29 protein-coding genes, 1 tRNA gene and 2 pseudogenes are annotated in these 18,969 nt (G+C 36.3%); 9 read left to right on the top strand and 23 right to left on the bottom strand.

The genetic code is table 11. The annotated features are described in order from the left end of the window. Positions 1-136: 136 nt before the first annotated feature. Together GZH82_RS04410 and GZH82_RS04405 are read right to left on the bottom strand one after the other, a co-directional pair. Complete coding sequence (locus GZH82_RS04410) at positions 137-823, bottom strand: YjjG family noncanonical pyrimidine nucleotidase (protein WP_162681476.1); 687 nt, start codon at positions 821-823, stop codon at positions 137-139. Between the two features lie 330 nt (positions 824-1,153). Next, positions 1,154-1,285 (bottom strand): beta-class phenol-soluble modulin, encoded by a 132-nt coding sequence (locus GZH82_RS04405; protein ID WP_014614190.1) that lies wholly within the window; start codon positions 1,283-1,285, stop codon positions 1,154-1,156. Positions 1,286-1,716: 431 nt separating this feature from the next. Between GZH82_RS04405 and GZH82_RS14600 the strand changes: the two genes are divergently transcribed. Next, a complete protein-coding gene (locus GZH82_RS14600) occupies positions 1,717-1,788 on the top strand; it encodes an alpha-1/alpha-2 family phenol-soluble modulin (protein WP_142302254.1) in 72 nt (23 codons plus the stop codon). Positions 1,789-2,190: 402 nt separating this feature from the next. Further along, on the top strand, positions 2,191-3,495 hold the full coding sequence (locus GZH82_RS04395) for a TrkH family potassium uptake protein (RefSeq protein WP_162681475.1): 1,305 nt from the start codon (positions 2,191-2,193) through the stop codon (positions 3,493-3,495). Positions 3,496-3,616: 121 nt separating this feature from the next. On the opposite strand, the gene GZH82_RS04390 is transcribed toward GZH82_RS04395, so the two are convergent. The 15 genes from GZH82_RS04390 to rinB all read right to left on the bottom strand — a co-directional run bounded on the left by GZH82_RS04390 (position 3,617) and on the right by rinB (position 12,264). Next, a complete protein-coding gene (locus tag GZH82_RS04390; RefSeq protein ID WP_203232846.1) occupies positions 3,617-4,060 on the bottom strand; it encodes a VOC family protein in 444 nt (147 codons plus the stop codon). A gap of 552 nt (positions 4,061-4,612) precedes the next feature. Beyond that, positions 4,613-4,729, bottom strand: coding sequence for a hypothetical protein (locus GZH82_RS04385; protein WP_162681473.1), 117 nt, complete (start codon positions 4,727-4,729; stop codon positions 4,613-4,615). 103 nt (positions 4,730-4,832) lie between these two features. Then, the gene (locus tag GZH82_RS04380) at positions 4,833-5,021 is read right to left on the bottom strand and encodes an XRE family transcriptional regulator (RefSeq protein ID WP_162680745.1); all 189 of its coding nucleotides are present in this window, start codon (positions 5,019-5,021) and stop codon (positions 4,833-4,835) included. Continuing rightward, on the bottom strand, positions 5,022-5,363 hold the full coding sequence (locus GZH82_RS13880; protein ID WP_203232891.1) for a hypothetical protein: 342 nt from the start codon (positions 5,361-5,363) through the stop codon (positions 5,022-5,024). A 6-nt stretch (positions 5,364-5,369) separates the two neighbouring features. Then, positions 5,370-6,026 (bottom strand): hypothetical protein, encoded by a 657-nt coding sequence (locus GZH82_RS14200; protein WP_238989645.1) that lies wholly within the window; start codon positions 6,024-6,026, stop codon positions 5,370-5,372. A gap of 14 nt (positions 6,027-6,040) precedes the next feature. Further along, positions 6,041-6,619, bottom strand: coding sequence for a DUF4355 domain-containing protein (locus tag GZH82_RS04365; protein ID WP_162681472.1), 579 nt, complete (start codon positions 6,617-6,619; stop codon positions 6,041-6,043). Between the two features lie 177 nt (positions 6,620-6,796). After that, the gene (locus GZH82_RS04360) at positions 6,797-6,991 is read right to left on the bottom strand and encodes an LSM domain protein (protein ID WP_162681471.1); all 195 of its coding nucleotides are present in this window, start codon (positions 6,989-6,991) and stop codon (positions 6,797-6,799) included. Next, positions 6,991-8,343, bottom strand: coding sequence for a polymorphic toxin type 50 domain-containing protein (locus GZH82_RS04355; RefSeq protein ID WP_162681470.1), 1,353 nt, complete (start codon positions 8,341-8,343; stop codon positions 6,991-6,993). Before GZH82_RS04355 ends, GZH82_RS04360 begins: the two co-directional genes overlap by 1 nt. Further along, a complete protein-coding gene (locus GZH82_RS04350) occupies positions 8,327-9,724 on the bottom strand; it encodes a phage portal protein (RefSeq protein ID WP_203232845.1) in 1,398 nt (465 codons plus the stop codon). The genes GZH82_RS04355 and GZH82_RS04350 overlap by 17 nt, the downstream gene beginning before the upstream one ends. Positions 9,725-9,732: 8 nt before the next feature. After that, a complete protein-coding gene (locus GZH82_RS04345; RefSeq protein ID WP_162681469.1) occupies positions 9,733-10,176 on the bottom strand; it encodes a hypothetical protein in 444 nt (147 codons plus the stop codon). Then, positions 10,169-10,648: a terminase small subunit gene (locus GZH82_RS04340; RefSeq protein ID WP_162681468.1), complete on the bottom strand. Its 480-nt coding sequence runs from the start codon at positions 10,646-10,648 to the stop codon at positions 10,169-10,171. The genes GZH82_RS04345 and GZH82_RS04340 overlap by 8 nt, the downstream gene beginning before the upstream one ends. 78 nt (positions 10,649-10,726) lie before the next feature. After that, entirely contained in the window at positions 10,727-11,122 is a 396-nt protein-coding gene (locus GZH82_RS04335) for a type II toxin-antitoxin system HicB family antitoxin (RefSeq protein ID WP_162681467.1), read from the bottom strand. Positions 11,123-11,156: 34 nt separating this feature from the next. Beyond that, positions 11,157-11,342 carry a type II toxin-antitoxin system HicA family toxin gene (locus GZH82_RS04330; RefSeq protein WP_162681466.1) on the bottom strand — a complete coding sequence of 62 codons (186 nt, stop codon included), beginning with the start codon at positions 11,340-11,342 and terminating at the stop codon, positions 11,157-11,159. A gap of 326 nt (positions 11,343-11,668) precedes the next feature. Next, positions 11,669-12,088, bottom strand: a complete 420-nt coding sequence (locus tag GZH82_RS04325; protein ID WP_162681465.1) for a transcriptional regulator — start codon at positions 12,086-12,088, stop codon at positions 11,669-11,671. Next, positions 12,088-12,264, bottom strand: coding sequence for a transcriptional activator RinB (rinB, locus tag GZH82_RS04320; protein WP_162681464.1), 177 nt, complete (start codon positions 12,262-12,264; stop codon positions 12,088-12,090). Before rinB ends, GZH82_RS04325 begins: the two co-directional genes overlap by 1 nt. A 98-nt stretch (positions 12,265-12,362) precedes the next feature. Between rinB and GZH82_RS04315 the strand changes: the two genes are divergently transcribed. Beyond that, positions 12,363-12,674, top strand: coding sequence for a hypothetical protein (locus GZH82_RS04315; protein ID WP_162681463.1), 312 nt, complete (start codon positions 12,363-12,365; stop codon positions 12,672-12,674). 235 nt (positions 12,675-12,909) lie between these two features. Here GZH82_RS04315 and GZH82_RS14595 read toward each other — a convergent pair. Both GZH82_RS14595 and GZH82_RS14590 read right to left on the bottom strand, forming a co-directional pair. Continuing rightward, a pseudogene (locus tag GZH82_RS14595) lies at positions 12,910-13,014 on the bottom strand (DUF1381 domain-containing protein); the annotation flags it as partial. Between the two features lie 7 nt (positions 13,015-13,021). After that, a complete protein-coding gene (locus GZH82_RS14590; RefSeq protein ID WP_457853107.1) occupies positions 13,022-13,168 on the bottom strand; it encodes a hypothetical protein in 147 nt (48 codons plus the stop codon). A gap of 88 nt (positions 13,169-13,256) precedes the next feature. Between GZH82_RS14590 and GZH82_RS04305 the strand changes: the two genes are divergently transcribed. From GZH82_RS04305 to GZH82_RS04280, 5 genes and pseudogenes are all read left to right on the top strand, one after another. Next, positions 13,257-13,493 (top strand): hypothetical protein, encoded by a 237-nt coding sequence (locus GZH82_RS04305; RefSeq protein ID WP_162681462.1) that lies wholly within the window; start codon positions 13,257-13,259, stop codon positions 13,491-13,493. 105 nt (positions 13,494-13,598) lie between these two features. Continuing rightward, positions 13,599-14,467, top strand: a pseudogene (locus GZH82_RS14190) (minor capsid protein); the annotation flags it as partial. Positions 14,468-14,484: 17 nt separating this feature from the next. Further along, the gene (locus GZH82_RS04290) at positions 14,485-14,724 is read left to right on the top strand and encodes a hypothetical protein (RefSeq protein ID WP_100002396.1); all 240 of its coding nucleotides are present in this window, start codon (positions 14,485-14,487) and stop codon (positions 14,722-14,724) included. Positions 14,725-14,906: 182 nt separating this feature from the next. Beyond that, positions 14,907-15,497, top strand: coding sequence for a DUF4355 domain-containing protein (locus GZH82_RS04285; protein WP_162681461.1), 591 nt, complete (start codon positions 14,907-14,909; stop codon positions 15,495-15,497). Between the two features lie 189 nt (positions 15,498-15,686). Then, positions 15,687-15,760: transfer RNA gene (locus tag GZH82_RS04280), tRNA-Arg, on the top strand. 303 nt (positions 15,761-16,063) lie between these two features. Here the strand turns inward: GZH82_RS04280 and GZH82_RS04275 are convergent. Next, positions 16,064-16,204, bottom strand: a complete 141-nt coding sequence (locus GZH82_RS04275) for a hypothetical protein (protein ID WP_238989641.1) — start codon at positions 16,202-16,204, stop codon at positions 16,064-16,066. Between the two features lie 532 nt (positions 16,205-16,736). Between GZH82_RS04275 and GZH82_RS14585 the strand changes: the two genes are divergently transcribed. After that, on the top strand, positions 16,737-16,802 hold the full coding sequence (locus GZH82_RS14585; RefSeq protein WP_095658924.1) for an epsilon family phenol-soluble modulin: 66 nt from the start codon (positions 16,737-16,739) through the stop codon (positions 16,800-16,802). 192 nt (positions 16,803-16,994) lie between these two features. On the opposite strand, the gene GZH82_RS04265 is transcribed toward GZH82_RS14585, so the two are convergent. Genes GZH82_RS04265 through racE form a run of 3 tightly spaced genes read right to left on the bottom strand, consistent with a single transcriptional unit; the run spans position 16,995 to position 18,894 of the window. After that, positions 16,995-17,504 carry a YfcE family phosphodiesterase gene (locus GZH82_RS04265; protein ID WP_162681460.1) on the bottom strand — a complete coding sequence of 170 codons (510 nt, stop codon included), beginning with the start codon at positions 17,502-17,504 and terminating at the stop codon, positions 16,995-16,997. After that, positions 17,501-18,085 carry an XTP/dITP diphosphatase gene (locus GZH82_RS04260; protein WP_162681459.1) on the bottom strand — a complete coding sequence of 195 codons (585 nt, stop codon included), beginning with the start codon at positions 18,083-18,085 and terminating at the stop codon, positions 17,501-17,503. Before GZH82_RS04260 ends, GZH82_RS04265 begins: the two co-directional genes overlap by 4 nt. An 11-nt stretch (positions 18,086-18,096) precedes the next feature. Further along, positions 18,097-18,894 carry a glutamate racemase gene (racE, locus tag GZH82_RS04255; RefSeq protein ID WP_162681458.1) on the bottom strand — a complete coding sequence of 266 codons (798 nt, stop codon included), beginning with the start codon at positions 18,892-18,894 and terminating at the stop codon, positions 18,097-18,099. Positions 18,895-18,969: the final 75 nt, after the last annotated feature.

Raw genomic sequence — 18,969 nt, 5'->3', positions numbered from 1 at the left:
AACTTTAAAACAATCACGAATCACCTCCAAAAAGTTGAGGGTGATTCGATTTCTGAAAAATGATGATCTATTTTTTGGAAATCCAATCACCTTACACTTACGTCATAATCATACCAATGATGGTTGATGCCTTCAGTTACATTAAAATCTCTTTTAACGCTTCAATACGATCAATCGTATACGTCGGTTGAATGTACGACTTATTTTCAAGTTGTCGATGATTAAACCAACACGTATCAATTCCAGCATTGATGCCACCTTGAATATCAGAAGTAAGTGAATCTCCTACAATTAAGAAGTCTTTTTTATCATATTGATGAAACACTTCAAAGACCGCTTCAAAAAATGCGACATTCGGCTTTTGTGCCCCTACTTTATCAGAAATAAAAATGTGATCCATCACAGCATGAAGATCCGTTTGTGCGATACGTCGCTCTTGCGTGTCCGTTACACCGTTTGTCACAATCGCTAAAGCATACTGCGAATGAAGCATTTCTAACATTGGCATTATACCTGCGAGCCATTTAATCGGTGCGCGTGCCAACCCATCACGAAAGACGATATCCGCTTCTTGACCATTCACTGCCATGCCATACGTCGCAAATGTTTCTATAAAACGATGGCGCAACACTTCCGCTTTCGTTATTTCTCCACGTTGAAATGCTTCCCAATGATTTTGATTAATCTCTTTAAAACGATGATAATCATGTATATGTGACGGCACCTCATAATGACGCATTAAATGAGCATATGCTTGCACTTCAGCGTCATGAAAATCTACCAATGTGTCATCAAAATCGAATAAAATCACTTTATAACGCATACTTTCACGCCTCCCTAATGTCAAAAGAATCTTCCTAAGCGTATCAAAATATGCATCAACTGTCATACGATTTCACTGGAGGAGGCACAGTGAGTCGTTAAAATCATGATAGCGTGGCCTGGTTGGTAGCACACTTCGACATGCCATTAAGCGTAAAAAAGAGATGATACATTCCCATGCTCACGTTCACCCTACACGCACGAAACATATCATCTCTATCAATAGAGAGTTCATCATCTTAACCGTATTCGACTAAGACTCACTCTACATTTGAAATTATTTATTGTTAAGGAAAGTTGATGTTCAATTGTCAAAATTAGAAACTATAAATTAACCAAAGAAGCCACTAATTACATTAATACCATTTGCTACGATGTCAGCAATGCTTGTACCTAATGTCACCCAATCATGGTTAATACCTGCCTCGATTGTGTTTTTAATTGCGTCGAATAATTCTGTCATAATAGAACCCCTCCATCTAGATAATTTGTATTACAAAGCATTGAACTGTTTGCTTTGTTGATTCAACTATAACGCATTTTATAATTATTGCCGTCAATCTTTCTCAACTCATTAGTTAGCATTCCTAACCGTCTGAAAAAGTCGACATTTTTCACAGTTAAGATGCCCAACTGTTTTCTAAAATATAATAATTACTTTTGTAAAACATCTATAAAGTTAAATCAAGATAACTTATAAATTTAACTTATCACTTTATGTAGTCTCTTGAGTATTATTTACATATTGGCAACGATTTATTTCCTAACTGTAAAAAGAAAGCTTCTTTATTTACACTTAAGCATTCAAATGAGCAAGTTAGGCCATATCCCCCTTTTAATGCGCTTTATCGTTTAAAATGAAGTTACAAGATAAACAAAGAGGAGGTCATCACTATGATGTGGGCAGATATCATTTTAGGCATTGTTAAATTGATTAAAGGGTTAATCGATACATTCAAAAAATAATCCAATATGGTAAAGGCTGAGACATTCAATTGTCCAGCCTTTTTTGTTTAGCGAGAAATAGGAACCGTTCAATCTTTTTCACCCTACGCTAATCCAAATCAACATGCGTGACGCTCATATACTACTCTGCGCATTGAACATCTTGCAAGAAACACTTTTTCTTTTTCAAGCGCATACCCTTACTGTTCCATTTGTACACCTATCACATGCACATTCATTCAAGTTGATGCTTCACGCCATCTTTCATTGAAATCAATGCATGCGTTCTCAATACAAAATACACGCAAAAACTATGCGTGGAAGTACAATTCAAAGCTGATTCGATATATTTTTGAAAAATAGTGATTTGTTTTTGGAACATATCATGATATTATAACTTCAAAAAGAACTGAGGCGTCAAAGATGTATAGTAAAAGACAACCTATCTTGTTTTATCTTATTTTATTTTTAAGCACTACTTTCATTGGTAGTCTTCTTCTTTACTTACCTTGGACCGGTCAGAAGCCGATTTCTTTTATCGATGCCATGTATGTAGCGACGAGTGCTTTTACAGTGACCGGCCTGACAACCGTGGATATTACAGAACAGTTTAATGTTTTAGGTCATACTGTCATCATGCTTCTCATTCAAATTGGCGGTATGGGGATAGTCGCCGTGTCTTTATTAGCACTGATGATTTCGCAAAAGAAAATTACTTTTCAAAACAATCAACTCTTCAAATTAGAACTTAACATCGACGAGACAATCAATGTCGTTGATTTCGCAAAATTTATTTTCATTTTTACGATTGTATTTGAAGCGCTAGGTGCCATGATACTCGCAACGGTATTCGTGCCTGAGTATGGGTGGTCTAAAGGCATGTTCATTAGTGTCTTTACTTCCATTTCAGCACTGAATAATGCTGGCTTTTCTTTATTTAGTGACAATTTAGTTTCATATGCAAGTGATCCCGTAGTCAATTTGATGATCGCTATATTAATTATTGTGGGTGGTATAGGCTATATCGTGTTATTCGACCTTATGACAACGCGCCATTTAAAGCGTCTTCACGTTCATACGAAAGTCACATTGTTTGTCACAATTATTTTAATCGTTGTAGGGACACTCGGCTTTTTATTATTAGAACATCGTCACGCATTAAAAGGGATGTCATTTCCGCAACAAATATTAGTCTCATTTTTCCAATCCGTCAGTACACGTACAGCCGGTTTTAACACGATAGACTTTTCTCATCTCGCACCCGGCACGCTCATGTTGACCATGATTTTAATGTTTATTGGTGCCGGCCCGATTAGTGCAGCCGGCGGGATTAAAGTCACAACATTTACACTTGTACTCCTATACGTAATCACATCATTGAAAGGTCACCGCTATACACAAGTCTTTCGTCGTTCGATTGATCAAAAACAAACACAAAAAGCTGTTGCGATTACATTAACAGCAATGATGTTCATTATATTTATTATATTTTGGTTTGCAGTGGCGCAACCGAACTTACAATTTGAGGCGATCGCTTTCGAAGTCATTTCCGCGTTTGGGACAGTGGGCTTATCAACAGGCATTTCTGCAGAATACGATACCTTTGCAAAAGCACTCATTATTATTACGATGATTGCCGGTAAAATAGGTGTTCTTACATTATTAGGTGTCTTACACAATCGTACAAGAGAAACTTTTCATTACGCGAAAAGTCATTTATATTTATAAAAATCAAAAACACGCCATCACTCCTTTAAATGTGATGACGTGTTTTTAGTTAATGATGATTCAAAATTGAACGTCGGACAACATCAAAATATAAAGCCCTGTCCTTTGCGACTACTTTGAATCACTGTGCTGTTGTATCTTGACCATGAATCATCCAACGAATACCGTATCGATCAGTAAATACACCCATTTTCCCGCCCCAGAACTGTTCTTCTAAAGGCATTTCTACTGTAATACTGTCATGATCTTTTACGCGGTCATACAACGCTTCAATTTCTTGTGCATCTTCCGCAACATTGACATCATAGTCTAACATAAGTGAAATCGCACCGTTAATTGTCGCCGCTTTGCCAAATGAATCAGACGCAAACATTTGAGTTGATGCAATAGTGAATTCCGCATGCATCGTCGCATCAGTTGCATCCTCTTGTGAAAGACCAAAATGACTCGCTTGTTCTTTTGTTACTGGCAAACGATTAATTTCAGTCGCTCCGAAAACTTCCTCATAATATTCTAACGCTTCTTTTGTATTTTCAAACGCTATATATGGATATAATTTTGTCATAGTCCATCTCCCTCTCATGTAACTCACTTCGTTACTATATACCTTTTAGTAAAACAAAAGAAACAAAGTGTATGATAAGCTTCGTTTTTTATTAAATAAGATTCGATTATTGAAGAAAAATGTTGTGCTTTTTTCTATCATTCATGGACTAACTTCTATTCATATGAAAAATTATGCCCTCAACATTATGCATAAGTATAATAATAAAACACCGTTATACCCACGTTGATAGTTACGTGATATAACGGTGTTTTATCAAACTTAAAAATATTTAGCGTCCTGGGAGGGAAAACCTCATCTTGTGTTTAGCACTGAAATAGCGTGATTATCGGATTTTCAACAATTTAACTTTTAGGATAAACGAGACAAAACAAGAATAAATTGACACGCGTTTGACACGTGACCCTACCTATTGCAGGCGGGGGGTTTTTATCCGTTATCTTTTTCGAGTTGTTTTTGGTAGTTGTATAGTTTTTCTGCAGTATCAAGAGAAATACCTCCTAGTTCCCTGACACATCGCTACCTAATAGTTTTTTGATTGTTTCTTTAAACTCAGTCATTTCTTTTCACATTCTTTTTATCTAAGTAATATAAATGTGTCTTTCTTGCTATAAACAATAATAATGGTAGGCTTAATATTAATAACGATAAATACATTTGACCTGTCATATTTGAAAACCTCCAACATTTATTATACTACCCGTACGGAATATAGTTAACACTTTTTTATAAATTGACACGTGACCCCACCTATTGCAGGCAGGGGGGTTTTTTATCCGTTATCTTTTTCGAGTTGTTTTTGATAATTGTATAGTTTTTCGGCGTTCAACAAACCTAACCTATCTAATTTAGACTTCCCTAATCTTAATTGTTTAATAGTCGCTTCATTCACGCCTGTGTCTTTACTAATTTTGTATGCACTAATATTAGAATCAAGTAGTTTTATGATTTCGTTCCTCATTTAGAACACAGCCTTTACTATACATATCAACAATACTACAGATATACCAATCCAAAAACGCTTTGATGTGACTTTTTCTAAGTTTATTTCTTCTTTCAAATTTTTTACGGCGTTATCAATTCTCAGCTCTACATTATCAAACCTTGAGTCCATATGCTTTTGATGCTGTTCACATTCAGGACGTGTAATATAATCTAACGACATTGTATCCACTTCCGAAATACGGATGTTCCCATCACTTTTGATATTATACGAATTGTAAAATCTCGGTGAAGAGTTTATCTCTTTTTTATCTGTAGATTTTGGGTGATTATTGATTGGATAGGTATTAATTCGACTCATCGTTAATCACTTCGTCAAATTCGTTTGTTGCTTGTTATCCCCTTGTGGCAATTGAATGACAAGCTGTTTAATTTTAGTGTAGAAAGCAGGCGTTACGAATAATGTTCGGTTTGCAGGCGCAATATCGTCCGTCATCTTTTCAGTCACTGATAAAACCGCATCGTACTCACGATTCTCACCCACAGTTATATGCTCTTTCGCATTTTGAGCAATGTTCTTAAAGCGTAAGTTATCAAGGTAAGGCGCGACCACTTCAGCCGATTGACGTGCAACCACATAGTTCACATCAATATTACCTTCAGTATCACGTTTATCAAGCGCATCAATAAAACGACCCCAATACTTCTCTTGATCTAAGAAGTAAGTTGTTTCAGTAATTTTCGGGCTGTCCATATGGTTCGCTTGTGTACGGTCATAATCACGTAATTCAGCGACATCACCTTTCATCACAGTGAATGAACGCCCCTCCATATAAATCGCATCATCAGTAATCAATGCAGGTGTCACATACGACTTCGCATCTGTCACAGTTTTTACAATGCCAGTGTGTTTGTCCTTTAATTTCGTTTCACCTAGTGCCACTTTCGTTTGTGTTGCTGCTGCAGGTGTTGCAGTCCCGCCCGTAGCCGTATCAGCAAAAAATTGTAAATTAAATTTCATCATCAAATCAACCTTTCTTAATTTAAAAATGTTTTCCAAGCTTCATCTGTTTTAGGCGCTTCAACATGATTTCCAACAACACGGCTTTGTGTCGCCTTACTTTCTAACTGACGCTGTACTTCTTGATTCACCATCGAAACAAAGCTATCTACAGCTTCTTTTGTTGCTTCAGCTGTATCTTGAACGACCATATTCAATAAAGATTCAGGGGCTTGCATGCCTGCCTCACTGAACATCGCCATCGCTTCTTGACGCATCTTGTATGACTCGAGTTGTTGCTTATACTCATCACGTTCTTTTTCAGCCTTTTCAAGCTCGTATTGATGCTTTTGTTCGGCGTTCATCTTACGCAACTTATCAGCTTCTTTTTGCTTCTCAGCTAACTCATCTTGAATCTGTTGACGCATCTCTTTCGTACGTCGTTGCATCTCTTCATTCACACGATCATTCACTAACTTAAGTTGCGCTTCAGACAGTTCTTCAGCTTCTTGTGTCGCTTCAGCTGCTTCAGTTTCGGTATTCTCATCACTTGTCGCCTCTTCAGTACCCGCATCATTAAAAAATTGTAAGCTTAACTTTAACCATTGTTCTTTCATATTTCGCACCTCATTTAAATCTACTCTTGCAAGTTTTATGTCATTGCATGGTTTGGACTACACTTGCATCTTTTAACGCCATAAGCACGGTTTGGGCATAAAAAATAGCCACTGCAATACAGTAGCTTAAAATTAGGTATAAAAAGAGCACCGCAACCATTATTATCAGTTAGGTGCCTAATCTATAATTTCAATCGATTTTATTTCGCTTTCATTAAAATCATATAAACATATACCATCATATAAATTTATAGAATCTTCTCCGCTTTCATTATCCATTTCATCGTCATAATCAGTAGCTTTACCGATGAATAGTTGACCATCAGTCAATTCTATTCGTACATTTTTCCCGACATATGTCCATAGTTTCATTACTTATTCTCCTCCTTTTTAGGGACAACATGGCTACCCGTTTTTGAGTAGTGCACCTTCCCCCATTTCGTTTCTATAAACCGGCCATCAGTGTATACTTTCCCGACAGTTTTATCAAAATCGATGACTTCTTTATTTAGCCATTTCCCTTTTTTATCAACTAGTAAATAGCCCTTACCAGCTTTTTGAATTATTAATGCATTGAGTTCATCATTGTCTAATATTGTATAACTTGGTATTGGAAGCCCTTTTTGTAAATTCTTTTTCTTATAGGCTTCATACAATTGATGACCTAATTGGTGTCGGTTCTGTTTATCAACATTTAATTCAACTTTTATTTTACCACTATCCAGAGCATCCGTCATTTCTTTTTTAGCTAAAAGTTGCTTCGTTTCCTCGTCACCCCTCAATCGATACTTCCCTTGTCTATCCTTGAAGAACTTATCACGCCAGTTTCCTACATGTGGTACCGTCGTGCTTCGACAATGGGGATGCATCGGCGGGGCATTAACACCAGGCACCATGTCTTTCACTTTAAACACTTTTTTATCATAATGACGACAGATTTTAGACGTCTTTTCATCACGTTTCGCCACAAACTCATATTCCGCATCGTCGCCCATCGTTTCTAAATAGTGCATTTTCTGTGCTTCCGTTTGGACACGTGCAGCTTCGGTAATCAATAGCCTTTTTGTATTAGCGACTGTCTGCTTCTGCTTCTTACGTATCTCCGGCACAAACTCATACGGATGACGCCCACGTAACATCACATGGCTTGCCATCCGCTCAACATCTTTTCTGAGTTCATCTTGATTATTCCAAAGTCGCTCAGACCAATTCAGCTTGCCAAAGTTAGAATACACAATCGCTTCAACATCTGACTGCTTTACATGCACATCCGCACCTAAAATACCTGCTTGATGTTTCAATGTACGTGTCACGCTATCTTGTAAGTGATGATTCACCACTTTCTCTTGTTCCGCATAGGCTTTCGTTACAATTAAACCGAGCTCATGTTTTAACAACTGCTCACGATTCACATACATGGTCGTGTTATAACGCTTCAGCTCTTCATTCGCTTTTTCACTAAAGTCTTTATTCTCCACATAGGCTTTCGCTTGCATTTGAAACATTTCAATATCGAACGCATCCACTATCTTTTTCGCTTCTCGCCAGTCAATCCCTTCAGCTGTCGCGAGCTTCCCATAATAGGCCAACAAGTTTTTGTAGATATCCGCAAACATCATCGCCACAATGCGCTCAATTTCAGCCACCTTTGCAGCATCTTCTAATGTTTCAGACTGGATGAACTGCTTCGCGCGTTCTAACCAATAATCATTCAAGCTCGACATCGTTCATGTCTTCTTTCATCGCGTCTTGATAGTCATTTGCACTTGAGCTTTCTTGTTCTTCCTGTTTCACTTTTTCAAGTTCTTCTTTAGGATTTTCAATATTCGGAAGCCAAGACAATAACGTTTCTTGACTGACACGACCGCCAAGCTTAATAAAGATGTCTGCATATTCTGCTAAGGATTGCGGGATGTTAGGCTTAAACTCAATACGCATATTCGTAAAATCGACATGATCATTCAAGTGATTCCGCACACTTTGAATAATCGCAAACCGACGTTTAAAGCCTTTCGTCAACTGCCTTTCAATTGTTGAGCGTAACTGTTCAAGTCCGAATAACTTATATTTCATTGCCTCACCCGACTGCACCCCACCGAAATGTTCATCGGATAAATCAGGCGTATTCGTAAACTTGTGGATGTCTTTTTGAATACGCTTCTTGTATGCTTCAACGCCAGCAACGTCATACTGCTTATAAATATAATCGACATTCGCATTACCGATACGGCCGGATGCATCAGGTTTTGTTTTAGCTAAAATAATACGGGACTTACGCATTTTTCTAGCCTCTTCAATATCTAAGTCTAAATGCCCCTCAATTTTTAGCATCGCATCGTTCAAATCGGTCATATAATTCGCTGTATCAGACTCTGCGTAATCATATGCATCGATTAAATCGAGTACATTTTCAAACACACCTTGTCTGAACCGATTCGCATTATATTCGTGAATCTGTAACATATGATGCATATTCAGCTCTTGTGGCATGTCTGCACGTTCTCTTAAACGGTTATCATCTACATAAAAATAAGCACGATAATCAGCGGTATAGAAATCAATCAACGTCACATCTTTACCGTTTGTCTTTTCTGAACGATAACGCACAGCTGCAATCGGCTCAACTTCAATGTCATTACTGTAAATCACAAACACATTTTTTGGATCTAAACGCTTAAAGATGTCTTGATTGTCCGTATTACGATATACAATCTCATAAGCGCGTCCATAAATAATACAGTCTTCTAAAATCTCAACGTTAACAACATGTGCATCGTTAATGTCATTAATGTGTTGAATCTCATCAGCATATTGCTCATCGCGGAATGTAATTTCATTCCCACCGATATAACCGCGAATAAAGTCCGTACCATTCTTCACAAACGCGTGTGCAATACGATAATCCGCGTATGGTTCATCACGTCCCGGACGTTGATTGATTCCCTTATTATTCGTCAAATAATAATCGAGCAGCTCTTGTAATCGAGGACGTTGCTGATCTCGATGTAAATTAAAAAACGTTAACAATTTTTCACCATTTTTGGCTAACAAATCATCAACGTCTTTACACGTAAATATTAAATTACTGTCAGGTTTAAACCGCATTCTATCACCTAAATTCCTAATTGTTGAATTAAATCAATTTCATCTTCAACACTTCTTTGTTCGAATGTTTCTACAAACGTGAGTAACGCATAACGCATCGCATCCATCACGTCATCGTATTCTTTCATCGGTAAATCTTTTTTAGTGTCCCACGCATAGTTATAAATCTCTGAGGCAAATCGAGGACAAGCGTCATATAAAATCCGTAGCTTATCATTTTTAAAGTAATGCGCCAATGTATAACCGGCTAAAATGTACTGCGGGTTTCTTATACCAAGCCTTGTCGCACGCTCACGTACATTTAACACTTCTTCTAAAAACATATAGTTGTTGAAAATCGTTTTACCTGTACGTTTAGCGCCATATAAGATACATAGAAACCAGTCCTTTTTCATCACGTCACGATAAATGGCATATTGCTTATCAGTAAATTGGTGACTCAGTTTATTCATCGTCAATCACTTGCCTGTTCTGTTTAATCAACGTTTCGAGTTTTGATTCTTGCGTTTCTGATTGTTTGCCATTCCACATCATATAACGCTTACCTAACAGTTCCAGTGCTTTAATTACATCTTTATTTTGTGTTGGTACTTCAACGATTTGAGGTTTCTTTTCAACGCCTAGCACCCTATTATTGTTGTCGAATACAGGTGTCTCAACAATCACAACTTGATAATCTGGCTCCTCACGCCTCCCAAGTCTCGTTAATCTCTCAAGTATTTCATCCTGTTTCATAACGAGATTGTCTTTCTTTTCAGCTAACCTCGCTTGAATCGCTTGTTGCATGTACACTTTTGACATATTTGCATTCCCAACCTGCCTCGCGCACTTCTCGCTATAACCTGCACGTATAGCTGCTTGTGTCGCATTTAAATCTATAATGTATTCATCTACAAACATCTGTTGCTTTTCTGTCAATTTCATTTCATCTATCACCAACTCTCACGCTATTAGCTTTTTTAGTCATAATAAAAAGACACCACGCAATGTGATGTCTCAATCTTAAATATTCAATTCTTCTTTTAATGCTCTCTGTAAGGTCTGACTAAAGTTAACGCCTTTTTCTTTACCTAACACAACCATATACTGTGGCAATGTCACCATCTTATTCACTGTCTTATTCTCTTCTTTAATCCTAACAAGTTTAGTATCGACAGTCACTAATTGTAATTGCTCATTAGCCTCTAGATCATTGACAAGTTCCTTATACTCAGATGGTTTAGGTATCTCATCACCATCATCTTCCATTACCAGTAAATGACCCTCTAATGCATCCTGTGCCATAAATACAGCATCTTCAATATCATTACCAAACGTTATCGCGCCTGGTAAATCCGGAAAGTATACGTTATAGTCGTTATCTTCTCGTTGTAATACTGCATAGAAATGATACTTCATATTTATCCCTCCAATTAAAGAAGATGCAAGAAGACTATAATAGTCCTGCTTGCTTTAAGATTGAGCATTCTGTTCCACGAGGTAAATCTTTCTTTGGATGTGGAACAGTGACTTTGCCTTTACGCGTTGGATGCTTAAAGTGATGATGACTACCAACCACTCTTACAAGATACCATCCGCCTTGCTCAATTTTCTTAATAACTTCTTTTGATAAGCTCATCTTGATTTATTTCCTACATATGTTATAACATATGTTATAGTATGTGTTAAGGGTTTAATGACAAAAAGACACAGCAATTAAGATGCCCTAGTTCGATATTTCATTTGAGTTATATACTCATATCAATCACACACTGTGTAATTCATAACAACGCACAAAAAAGACGCCTCTAGGACGCCTTCACGATTATATTATCAAAAGGAGGAATACAATGAATAAGCAACAAAAGTTCATCGTAGACAGAAACACAAATCATCATGTCGTACATTTCTATACACTAACATAATAACACGTTAAGTGATGCTATTTTTCCGGAATTTTTCCACTCAATGAATAATCCCTAATTCATCAGCTAACATCGACAATATACCTTTACGTAAGTCATACGCAACGGTTTTACTAATGTGTAAAGTATCAGCGACCCCTGTTAAATTAAGTTTTCTAGGCTTCGCAAAATAATATAAATCCATTAACTTGCACCCTTCATCAGTAGTCATGTTATATACAACCTCTATAGATACTTTTAATCTAGTCAACTGTGCTAAACGTCTATCATTTACAACGCGTGTCGCTTTTATTTCTGTTACGCATAAATTCTCTCCAGAACGTCCACCACCTATATTTTCATCTCCCGGAGACCAGGGATGTAGCACTTCCTCTCTAACTCTATTAATGTCTTTGTCGATATAGGGATAATTATGCAATTCACTTTCTAAATAATTAACAGTTGACTTTCTTAAAGACATCAATCCGACACCTCTGCTTTAAAGTTGTTTAAATGGATGTGATCATTTTGTGTAAAGTCTTTGAGTGCTTCGACGTCATTATTAGATATGCATTTAATTAATATTTGTTCAGTCATATATTTGCCTAACTCGTACATTGCGATATAGAACAATATTTTTAACATTTTATTCAGCATTCCTTTTTTCACCTTACAATTTTGTAAGATATTAACTTTTCATTAGCATTTTTCAACCTCACATGATACGTTTGCAATATAAACTAGGAGGTGTTGAAATGAATATGTCGTCAAATAAAATCCTTTCTTCTTTATGTTACTTCAGTGTCTTTTTTGCGCCATTTATCTTTCCAATTGCAATTTGGATTTTATCTAGTGGGGAGACATCGAACAACGCTAAAAGAGCTTTGCTTTATCATTTTCTGCCAATCGTTTTTCTTGGATTATCCACTATAATTTTCGGTATATATAATAACAATAATTACTCAGATATGATGTTTATATTGGGTATTATTTTTGTTATAGCTGCAGCTTTCTATGTGATTAAAAATTTATATTTAGGAATCAAGGTGCTTATTGCTGAAAAATAAAAAGTCTTTATGGCTTTTTATTTTTAGCCTCCTCAAAGCTTTCTCTCCAGTTGTCTACCGAAACAATGTTGTACATAATATCTTGTAAATTACCTAATATTTCATCATCGACATCAATGTAGCTTTCGAACTGTTGATACTCTAATAAATTACTTTCCTCTGTTAGTAAAGAAATATACATACAAGTATGCTCTATTCCCAAGAATCTCGTGACTTTAGTCATGAGAGGTTCAATTTCTGCAAGTACAAAAGTAAACGTTTGATTGTATCTAGCCTTAGTTACTCCAGTGAACGTTTGTCCTGTGCTGTCTGTGAATGTAGTGATTAGATATTGCGTCATCAACTATTTACTCCTCGCTAATATCGATAAAATTCGACATCATTTTAAATTTATGTCTTAACGCCTCGTCACCAACATTCCTTAATATCGGACTCCTTTCTTTCACGTATTCTATAAACCCGTCTTCAATTTTTCTTTTTTCCTCAGGTGACATACTCTTATACTCTCTAATACTTCTTCTATATTTTTCTGACAATTTAAACAGAGCGTACTTAATTATAATAAAAAGGAGATAGAGAACAATGTTAGATTTGAAGTTAGTGAGTAAAGACGAAAAAAGCGTGACTTATGATTATTATCCTAACAACCAAAAAGTGTCAGGGAGAATTACTATAGGGATTGATAACTTAAAAGTGCTTAGTGTTGAAAAAACGGAATACGATAAAGACATAAGTCTGTATATCGGACATGCGATTTATGAAATAAGGGCAAACATTAAAAATAATGAATCTCCTGAAGCCCTATTTATAGGATGGTAATATTGCACCTAACAGATAAAAAGGTTAAGGTGCACTTTTTTATTTTATGATGTTTCCATAGAGAATCGGTCTTTGTTAATCACACTTTGAGAAAGTTACGTATTAGAAAGGCTTTGGAATAATCAAGATGAACTCAGAAAAGATGTTGAGCGGATGGCAAGCCATGTGATGTTACGTGGGCGTCATCCGTATGAGTTTGTGCCGGAGATACGTAAGAAGCAACAGCAGACAGTCGCTAATACAAAAAGGCTATTGATTACCGAAGCTGCACGTGTGCAAACAGAAGCACAGAAAATGCACTATTTAGAAACGATGGGCGACGATGCGGAATATGAGTTTGTGGCGAAACGTGATGAAAAGACGTCTAAAATCAGTCGTCATTATGATAAAAAGTTTTTAAAGTGAAAGACATGGTGCCTGGTGTCAATGCCCCGCCGATGCATCCCCATTGTCGAAGCACGACGGTACCACATGTAGGGAACTGGCGTGACAAGTTCTTCAAAGATAGACAAGGGAAGTATCGATTGAGGGATGAGGACGGTCTTAAAAGAGAGTCCGGAGCATTAAATAATATAAATGATCCATATATGGAAAGAAGGACTGCACACGCTGAGAGATATTATAAATCTGTGTTGTATAGAAATAAGAACTCAGAAATAAAAATAGTGGCTAAAAACACAGGTTTCAGGGAATCAACAATAAAGCGTGTGTATGAACATATGTTTGAAAATAAATATGAATTAGCATCAGGGTATAGTAATTTTTATCCAGATTTTTATATGGCGAATAGTTGGATGAGATTAAGAGAAGGTAAACATATTAAAAAAATAGATATATTAATGCTACGACATGAGGCACTTGAACATTATCTGATGAATAAGTATAATTATAATTACGATAAAGCACACGATATTGTTGAGAAAAAATACAATTACAATGAAGCGATTAAAGAACTAGAAAATAATAATTCATAAAGAAAGGGTGTATGAACATGTTAACTCTAAGGTTAGTCCATAAGGATAGTAATAGTGTTACTTATGACTATTCACCTGAAAATAGAGAAAAACCAGGACGTATTACAATGGATATCAAAACGCAAAAAGTGATTTATGTAAAAAAGTCTGAATATGAAGAGGGTAATTTTGATATGTATCTAGGACATGCATTTCATAGAGTTAAAGACAATGTCAAGCAAGATACTTACCCAATAGAACAACTCGTTGGATGGTAATCATGCACCTAACCGATAAAAATGGTTAAGGTGTTCTTTTTTTACTGAATTTTAAGCGACTGTGCTGCAGTGGCTATTTTTTATGCCCAAACCATGCTTATGGCGTTAAAAGATGCAAGTGTAGTCCAAACCATGCAATGACATTAAACTTGCAAGAGTAGATTTAAATGAGGTGCGAAAATATGAAAGAACAATGGTTCAAGTTGAAGTTACAATTTTTTAATGATGCGGGTACTGAAGAAAATACGGAAACAGATAATACTGTAGAAAATAGCGATTCGACTGAGGAAACGAAAGATACGGAACAGTTGACTGAAGTGCAACTTAAGTTAGTGAATGATCGTGTGAATGAAGAAATGGCACGTCGTACAAAAGAGATGCGTCAACAGATTCAAGATGAGTTAGCTGAGAAGCAAAAAGAAGCTGATAAATTGCGTAAGATGAACGCCGAACAAAAGCATCAATACGAGCTTGAAAAGGCTGAAAAAGAACGTGATGCATATAAGCAACAACTTGAGTCATACAAGATGCGTCAAGAAGCGATGGCGATGTTTAGTGAGGCAGGCATGCAAGCCCCTGAATCTTTATTGAATATGGTCGTTCAAGATACAGCTGAAGCAACAAAAGAAGCTGTAGATAGCTTTGTTTCGATGGTGAATCAAGAAGTACAGCGTCAGTTAGAAAGTAAAGCGACACAAAGCCATGTTGTTGGGAATCATGTGACGACACCGAAGCTTGAAACTGATGAAGCGTGGAAAACATTTTTAAATTAAGAAAGGTTGATTTGATGATGAAATTTAATTTACAATTTCATGATAGACAATTGTGGTAATAAAAAATGATGACTCTGCATATCTATTTATTGTAATATTTTGTTTTAGGTGTTAAATGTTTAATTTTTTTCTTAAGCTTATATTGATTTATAATGTCCAATTCGTTATAATTATCCTTGTGTTGAAAATGTCCTGGTAGCTCAGCTGGATAGAGCAATGGCCTTCTAAGCCATCGGTCGGGGGTTCGAATCCCTCCCAGGACGCTAATCAGCTATATTTCGTTTTTCTACCGTTGTATCACGTAACTCAAAACGTTGATATGACGGTATTTTGTTGTATTTCGTTAGCTTTTGTTGAAACTCGTATTTTATGCTAAACGTCCCCGAAATTATAAAAAAACAGGGCAGTCGCAATGACTACCCTTAATGTAATATAGTATGAACTTAGCAACAAAAAAAGCGCCCCAATTGTTACAACAATAACAGATGAGGCATAAGAATAAAATTAATATTCAAAAGGGTTAATTTAAGAAAGATGTGAATATATGGTAATAAAAACCAACCTTTCTATTTAATTTTTATTGTACCCCACAGTGCTTTTTCTTTTAATAACTTTGCATCTTTATCCGTAATTTCTCCAATCGGCATAAAGAATTTATCTTTTTTGTTTGCACCATCAGCAACATAATTAAAACGTATCCACCACATTTTATTTTTTGTATCTTTAATAAATTGGTCAAACTGTACCCACTCTCCAGGACGCTAAATATTTTTAAGTTTGATAAAACACCGTTATATCACGTAACTATCAACGTGGGTATAACGGTGTTTTTAGATCTACTGACCTTGCACACCTTACTATTTAATACTTAATATATAAGGTTCCAAACTATAATTCAACGTCTCTATTATTCATATTTTATAGTCTATACTTCTCTATTTTCTCGATATTGCGGCTTCTAAAGTTAAATACACAAAAAGGAACATTGAAGCTATTTAAAAATTCATTTTCCGAAAATTTTTTCGAATCCTTATTGTTTTTCCACGTCTTCATCATGTCAACAATACTCGAAATAAACGGAAGCCTTTCATTTTCTAGACAATTCGGCATGCACAACTGTCTGAACTTTTTATTATTTGAACAGTTGCGAATGAATTTAAACAACTTAAGGACTTTTCGAAAATTAATCGCTTACGTGATTTATAATGACATTAATCAAACATTAGGAGGTGAATCGACATGTTTATCATCGACTTAATTAAAAAAGTTATCGAATTCTTGAAAGGTTTATTCGGTAACAAATAAGACACCGTTTGACTGAGTTTGAGGCTGAATCATACTAATGGAGATACATATCTTCATTCCGATTCTCACCTCTAACATAACCCTACTACTCTTCATTTCAAATGAATAGTAAGTAGGGTTTCTTTTTGTTTTCACCAATTAAAAAGCAGTACAATGAAAGATTTGAGTTCTAACACTGTACTACTGATTGATTTATGTTTCAGTTTGAAATGTCACTGTGTCAATGATCTCATGGTTACGATTGCGGAAGTTCACAAAACTGACCATACCATCTAATACGATTTCAGCATACGTTTCTTCAATGTCGCTCCGTGATTGTGAAATACTCCCTGGATTGATGACATGCACGCCGTGAATTTGTTCATATTTTGCGACATGTGTATGGCCATACAATGCAATGACCGCCTCATGCGCAATCGCGGCCTGTGCAAGTTGTTGACGTGAACTGTTTACCCCATAAAGATGCCCATGTGTGAAAAATATACGATAATTGCCAACTGATACGACTTTATTGTCAGGAAATTCAGGATAAAAGTCCATATTCCCTTTTACACGTTGAAATAGACTTAACTCTGTATCATTATATTTAAATTCTGAATCACCTAAATGGAAAAATGCATCAGCGTCTTCATGTTGTTGATACACATCATATAAAATGCCGGTTTCTGAATGATTGTCACTCAGTACGATAAGTTTCTTCATTTCCCCTCACCCTCAATATATGCTTTTAATAAATCAATGGCTTTACGACGATGACTGATTTCTGATTTTTCTTCGGCAGTTAGTTGGGCCATTGTTTTTTGATGTTCAGGAATTAAGAAAATAGGATCATAACCAAAACCATTTTCACCAATCTGACTTAACGTGATTTCTCCTTCAACTGTCCCTTTAAACGTTGTTGTTTCTCCAGCTGCTGTCGTCATACTAATTACACAAACAAAGCGGGCTGCACGATTCTCTTCATTTTCTAATCCTTTAAGCACTTTTTCAATATTCGCTGCATCACTTTTTTGTAATCCTGCATAACGTGCTGAATAGACACCCGGTTCACCATTTAAAGCTTCAACTTCTAAGCCGCTATCATCAGCAATCACCGTTGCATTAAGTAGCTTTGCGGCTGCTTCCGATTTCAAGCGGGCATTTTCTTCAAATGTCGTGCCTGTTTCTTCAACATCAAAATCTTCAATTATCTCGTTGATTCCAATGACATTGTCTTCTGAAAAAATGACTTTAAAATCATTAATTTTCCCCTGATTCGATGATGCAATGACGATATCTGCCATATATACCTCTCCTATCCTAACTGAATTCTTTCAACTTCAGCGTCAATTTTGAGCCACTCTTGAATAATATAAGTCATATGTCGTACTTCTCCGTTCGCAAAAAAGCGATGTTTCGGTTGCGGTGTGTAATGGGCATGTTCATGACTAAATGTGAGGAGCGCACTTACTTCTCTCGCTGTTTCTAACCCTGATGAAATAACGGTTTTGGTCTTTCCAAAATAATCAAATATTGGTTGATACAGTAACGGATAATGTGTACATCCCAAAATAATCGTATCCGCTTCTGTTTGACGCCAACTTTTCAATGTTTGATGAATGACGATATTTGTAATCGTCGGATCTTTATACTTCATTTCTTCTACTAATGGCACAAATCCTGGACATGCCACACCGTAAACATCGACATGCGGGTTAATTTTTTTAATATGCGTGCGATAAGCTTCTGATTTAATCGTTCCTTCTGTGCCAAGTACGAGGACATTTTGATTTTTTGTCGTCATAATCGCTGTTCTCGCACCGGGTTCAATGACGCCGATTACTGGAATTTTCAACTGTTCTTGTAATGGCTCCAATGCGACAGCTGTTGCCGTATTACATGCGATGACAAGCATTTTTATATCATACTGTACTAAATAATTGGCCATTTCGATTGTAAATTTTTTAACTTCTTCTTGATCTCGAGGACCGTATGGGCAACGACCGACATCCCCTAAATAATAAATGGTTTCATTGGGGAGTTGTCTCATGATTTCTTTTGCTACCGTGAGTCCCCCTACTCCTGAATCCATAACTCCAATTGGTCTATCCATCTCTTTCATCCTATTCATGTTCATTATTGCTTTTTATTTTATCACATCTAATATGAAGTTGAACAATCTGGCATT

Origin of the sequence: Staphylococcus sp. MI 10-1553 (assembly GCF_010365305.1) — a bacterium.
Classification (GTDB): domain Bacteria; phylum Bacillota; class Bacilli; order Staphylococcales; family Staphylococcaceae; genus Staphylococcus.
The sequence above is the reverse complement of the archived record's forward strand: the minus strand, read 5'-3'. Positions and strand labels throughout refer to the sequence as shown.

Bases quoted from the DNA above. Each gene is read 5' to 3' on its own strand.
- GZH82_RS14200 (WP_238989645.1), bottom strand. From the start codon at position 6,026: ATGATGAAATTTAATTTACAATTTTTTGCTGATACGGCTACGGGCGGG.
- GZH82_RS04260 (WP_162681459.1), bottom strand. From the start codon at position 18,085: ATGGCAGATATCGTCATTGCATCATCGAATCAGGGGAAAATTAATGAT.
- GZH82_RS13880 (WP_203232891.1), bottom strand. From the start codon at position 5,363: ATGAGTCGAATTAATACCTATCCAATCAATAATCACCCAAAATCTACA.
- GZH82_RS04340 (WP_162681468.1), bottom strand. From the start codon at position 10,648: ATGAAATTGACAGAAAAGCAACAGATGTTTGTAGATGAATACATTATA.
- GZH82_RS04330 (WP_162681466.1), bottom strand. From the start codon at position 11,342: ATGAGCTTATCAAAAGAAGTTATTAAGAAAATTGAGCAAGGCGGATGG.
- GZH82_RS04305 (WP_162681462.1), top strand. From the start codon at position 13,257: ATGTTAGATTTGAAGTTAGTGAGTAAAGACGAAAAAAGCGTGACTTAT.
- GZH82_RS04325 (WP_162681465.1), bottom strand. From the start codon at position 12,088: ATGTCTTTAAGAAAGTCAACTGTTAATTATTTAGAAAGTGAATTGCAT.
- GZH82_RS04275 (WP_238989641.1), bottom strand. From the start codon at position 16,204: ATGTGGTGGATACGTTTTAATTATGTTGCTGATGGTGCAAACAAAAAA.
- rinB (WP_162681464.1), bottom strand. From the start codon at position 12,264: ATGCTGAATAAAATGTTAAAAATATTGTTCTATATCGCAATGTACGAG.
- GZH82_RS04290 (WP_100002396.1), top strand. From the start codon at position 14,485: ATGTTAACTCTAAGGTTAGTCCATAAGGATAGTAATAGTGTTACTTAT.
- GZH82_RS04285 (WP_162681461.1), top strand. From the start codon at position 14,907: ATGAAAGAACAATGGTTCAAGTTGAAGTTACAATTTTTTAATGATGCG.
- GZH82_RS04345 (WP_162681469.1), bottom strand. From the start codon at position 10,176: ATGAATAAACTGAGTCACCAATTTACTGATAAGCAATATGCCATTTAT.
- GZH82_RS04365 (WP_162681472.1), bottom strand. From the start codon at position 6,619: ATGAAAGAACAATGGTTAAAGTTAAGCTTACAATTTTTTAATGATGCG.
- GZH82_RS04405 (WP_014614190.1), bottom strand. From the start codon at position 1,285: ATGACAGAATTATTCGACGCAATTAAAAACACAATCGAGGCAGGTATT.
- GZH82_RS04355 (WP_162681470.1), bottom strand. From the start codon at position 8,343: ATGTCGAGCTTGAATGATTATTGGTTAGAACGCGCGAAGCAGTTCATC.
- GZH82_RS04380 (WP_162680745.1), bottom strand. From the start codon at position 5,021: ATGAGGAACGAAATCATAAAACTACTTGATTCTAATATTAGTGCATAC.
- GZH82_RS04360 (WP_162681471.1), bottom strand. From the start codon at position 6,991: ATGAAACTATGGACATATGTCGGGAAAAATGTACGAATAGAATTGACT.
- GZH82_RS04385 (WP_162681473.1), bottom strand. From the start codon at position 4,729: ATGACAGGTCAAATGTATTTATCGTTATTAATATTAAGCCTACCATTA.
- GZH82_RS04315 (WP_162681463.1), top strand. From the start codon at position 12,363: ATGAATATGTCGTCAAATAAAATCCTTTCTTCTTTATGTTACTTCAGT.
- GZH82_RS14590 (WP_457853107.1), bottom strand. From the start codon at position 13,168: ATGTCACCTGAGGAAAAAAGAAAAATTGAAGACGGGTTTATAGAATAC.
- racE (WP_162681458.1), bottom strand. From the start codon at position 18,894: ATGGATAGACCAATTGGAGTTATGGATTCAGGAGTAGGGGGACTCACG.
- GZH82_RS04265 (WP_162681460.1), bottom strand. From the start codon at position 17,504: ATGAAGAAACTTATCGTACTGAGTGACAATCATTCAGAAACCGGCATT.
- GZH82_RS04350 (WP_203232845.1), bottom strand. From the start codon at position 9,724: ATGCGGTTTAAACCTGACAGTAATTTAATATTTACGTGTAAAGACGTT.
- GZH82_RS04335 (WP_162681467.1), bottom strand. From the start codon at position 11,122: ATGAAGTATCATTTCTATGCAGTATTACAACGAGAAGATAACGACTAT.
- GZH82_RS04395 (WP_162681475.1), top strand. From the start codon at position 2,191: ATGTATAGTAAAAGACAACCTATCTTGTTTTATCTTATTTTATTTTTA.
- GZH82_RS04410 (WP_162681476.1), bottom strand. From the start codon at position 823: ATGCGTTATAAAGTGATTTTATTCGATTTTGATGACACATTGGTAGAT.
- GZH82_RS04390 (WP_203232846.1), bottom strand. From the start codon at position 4,060: ATGACAAAATTATATCCATATATAGCGTTTGAAAATACAAAAGAAGCG.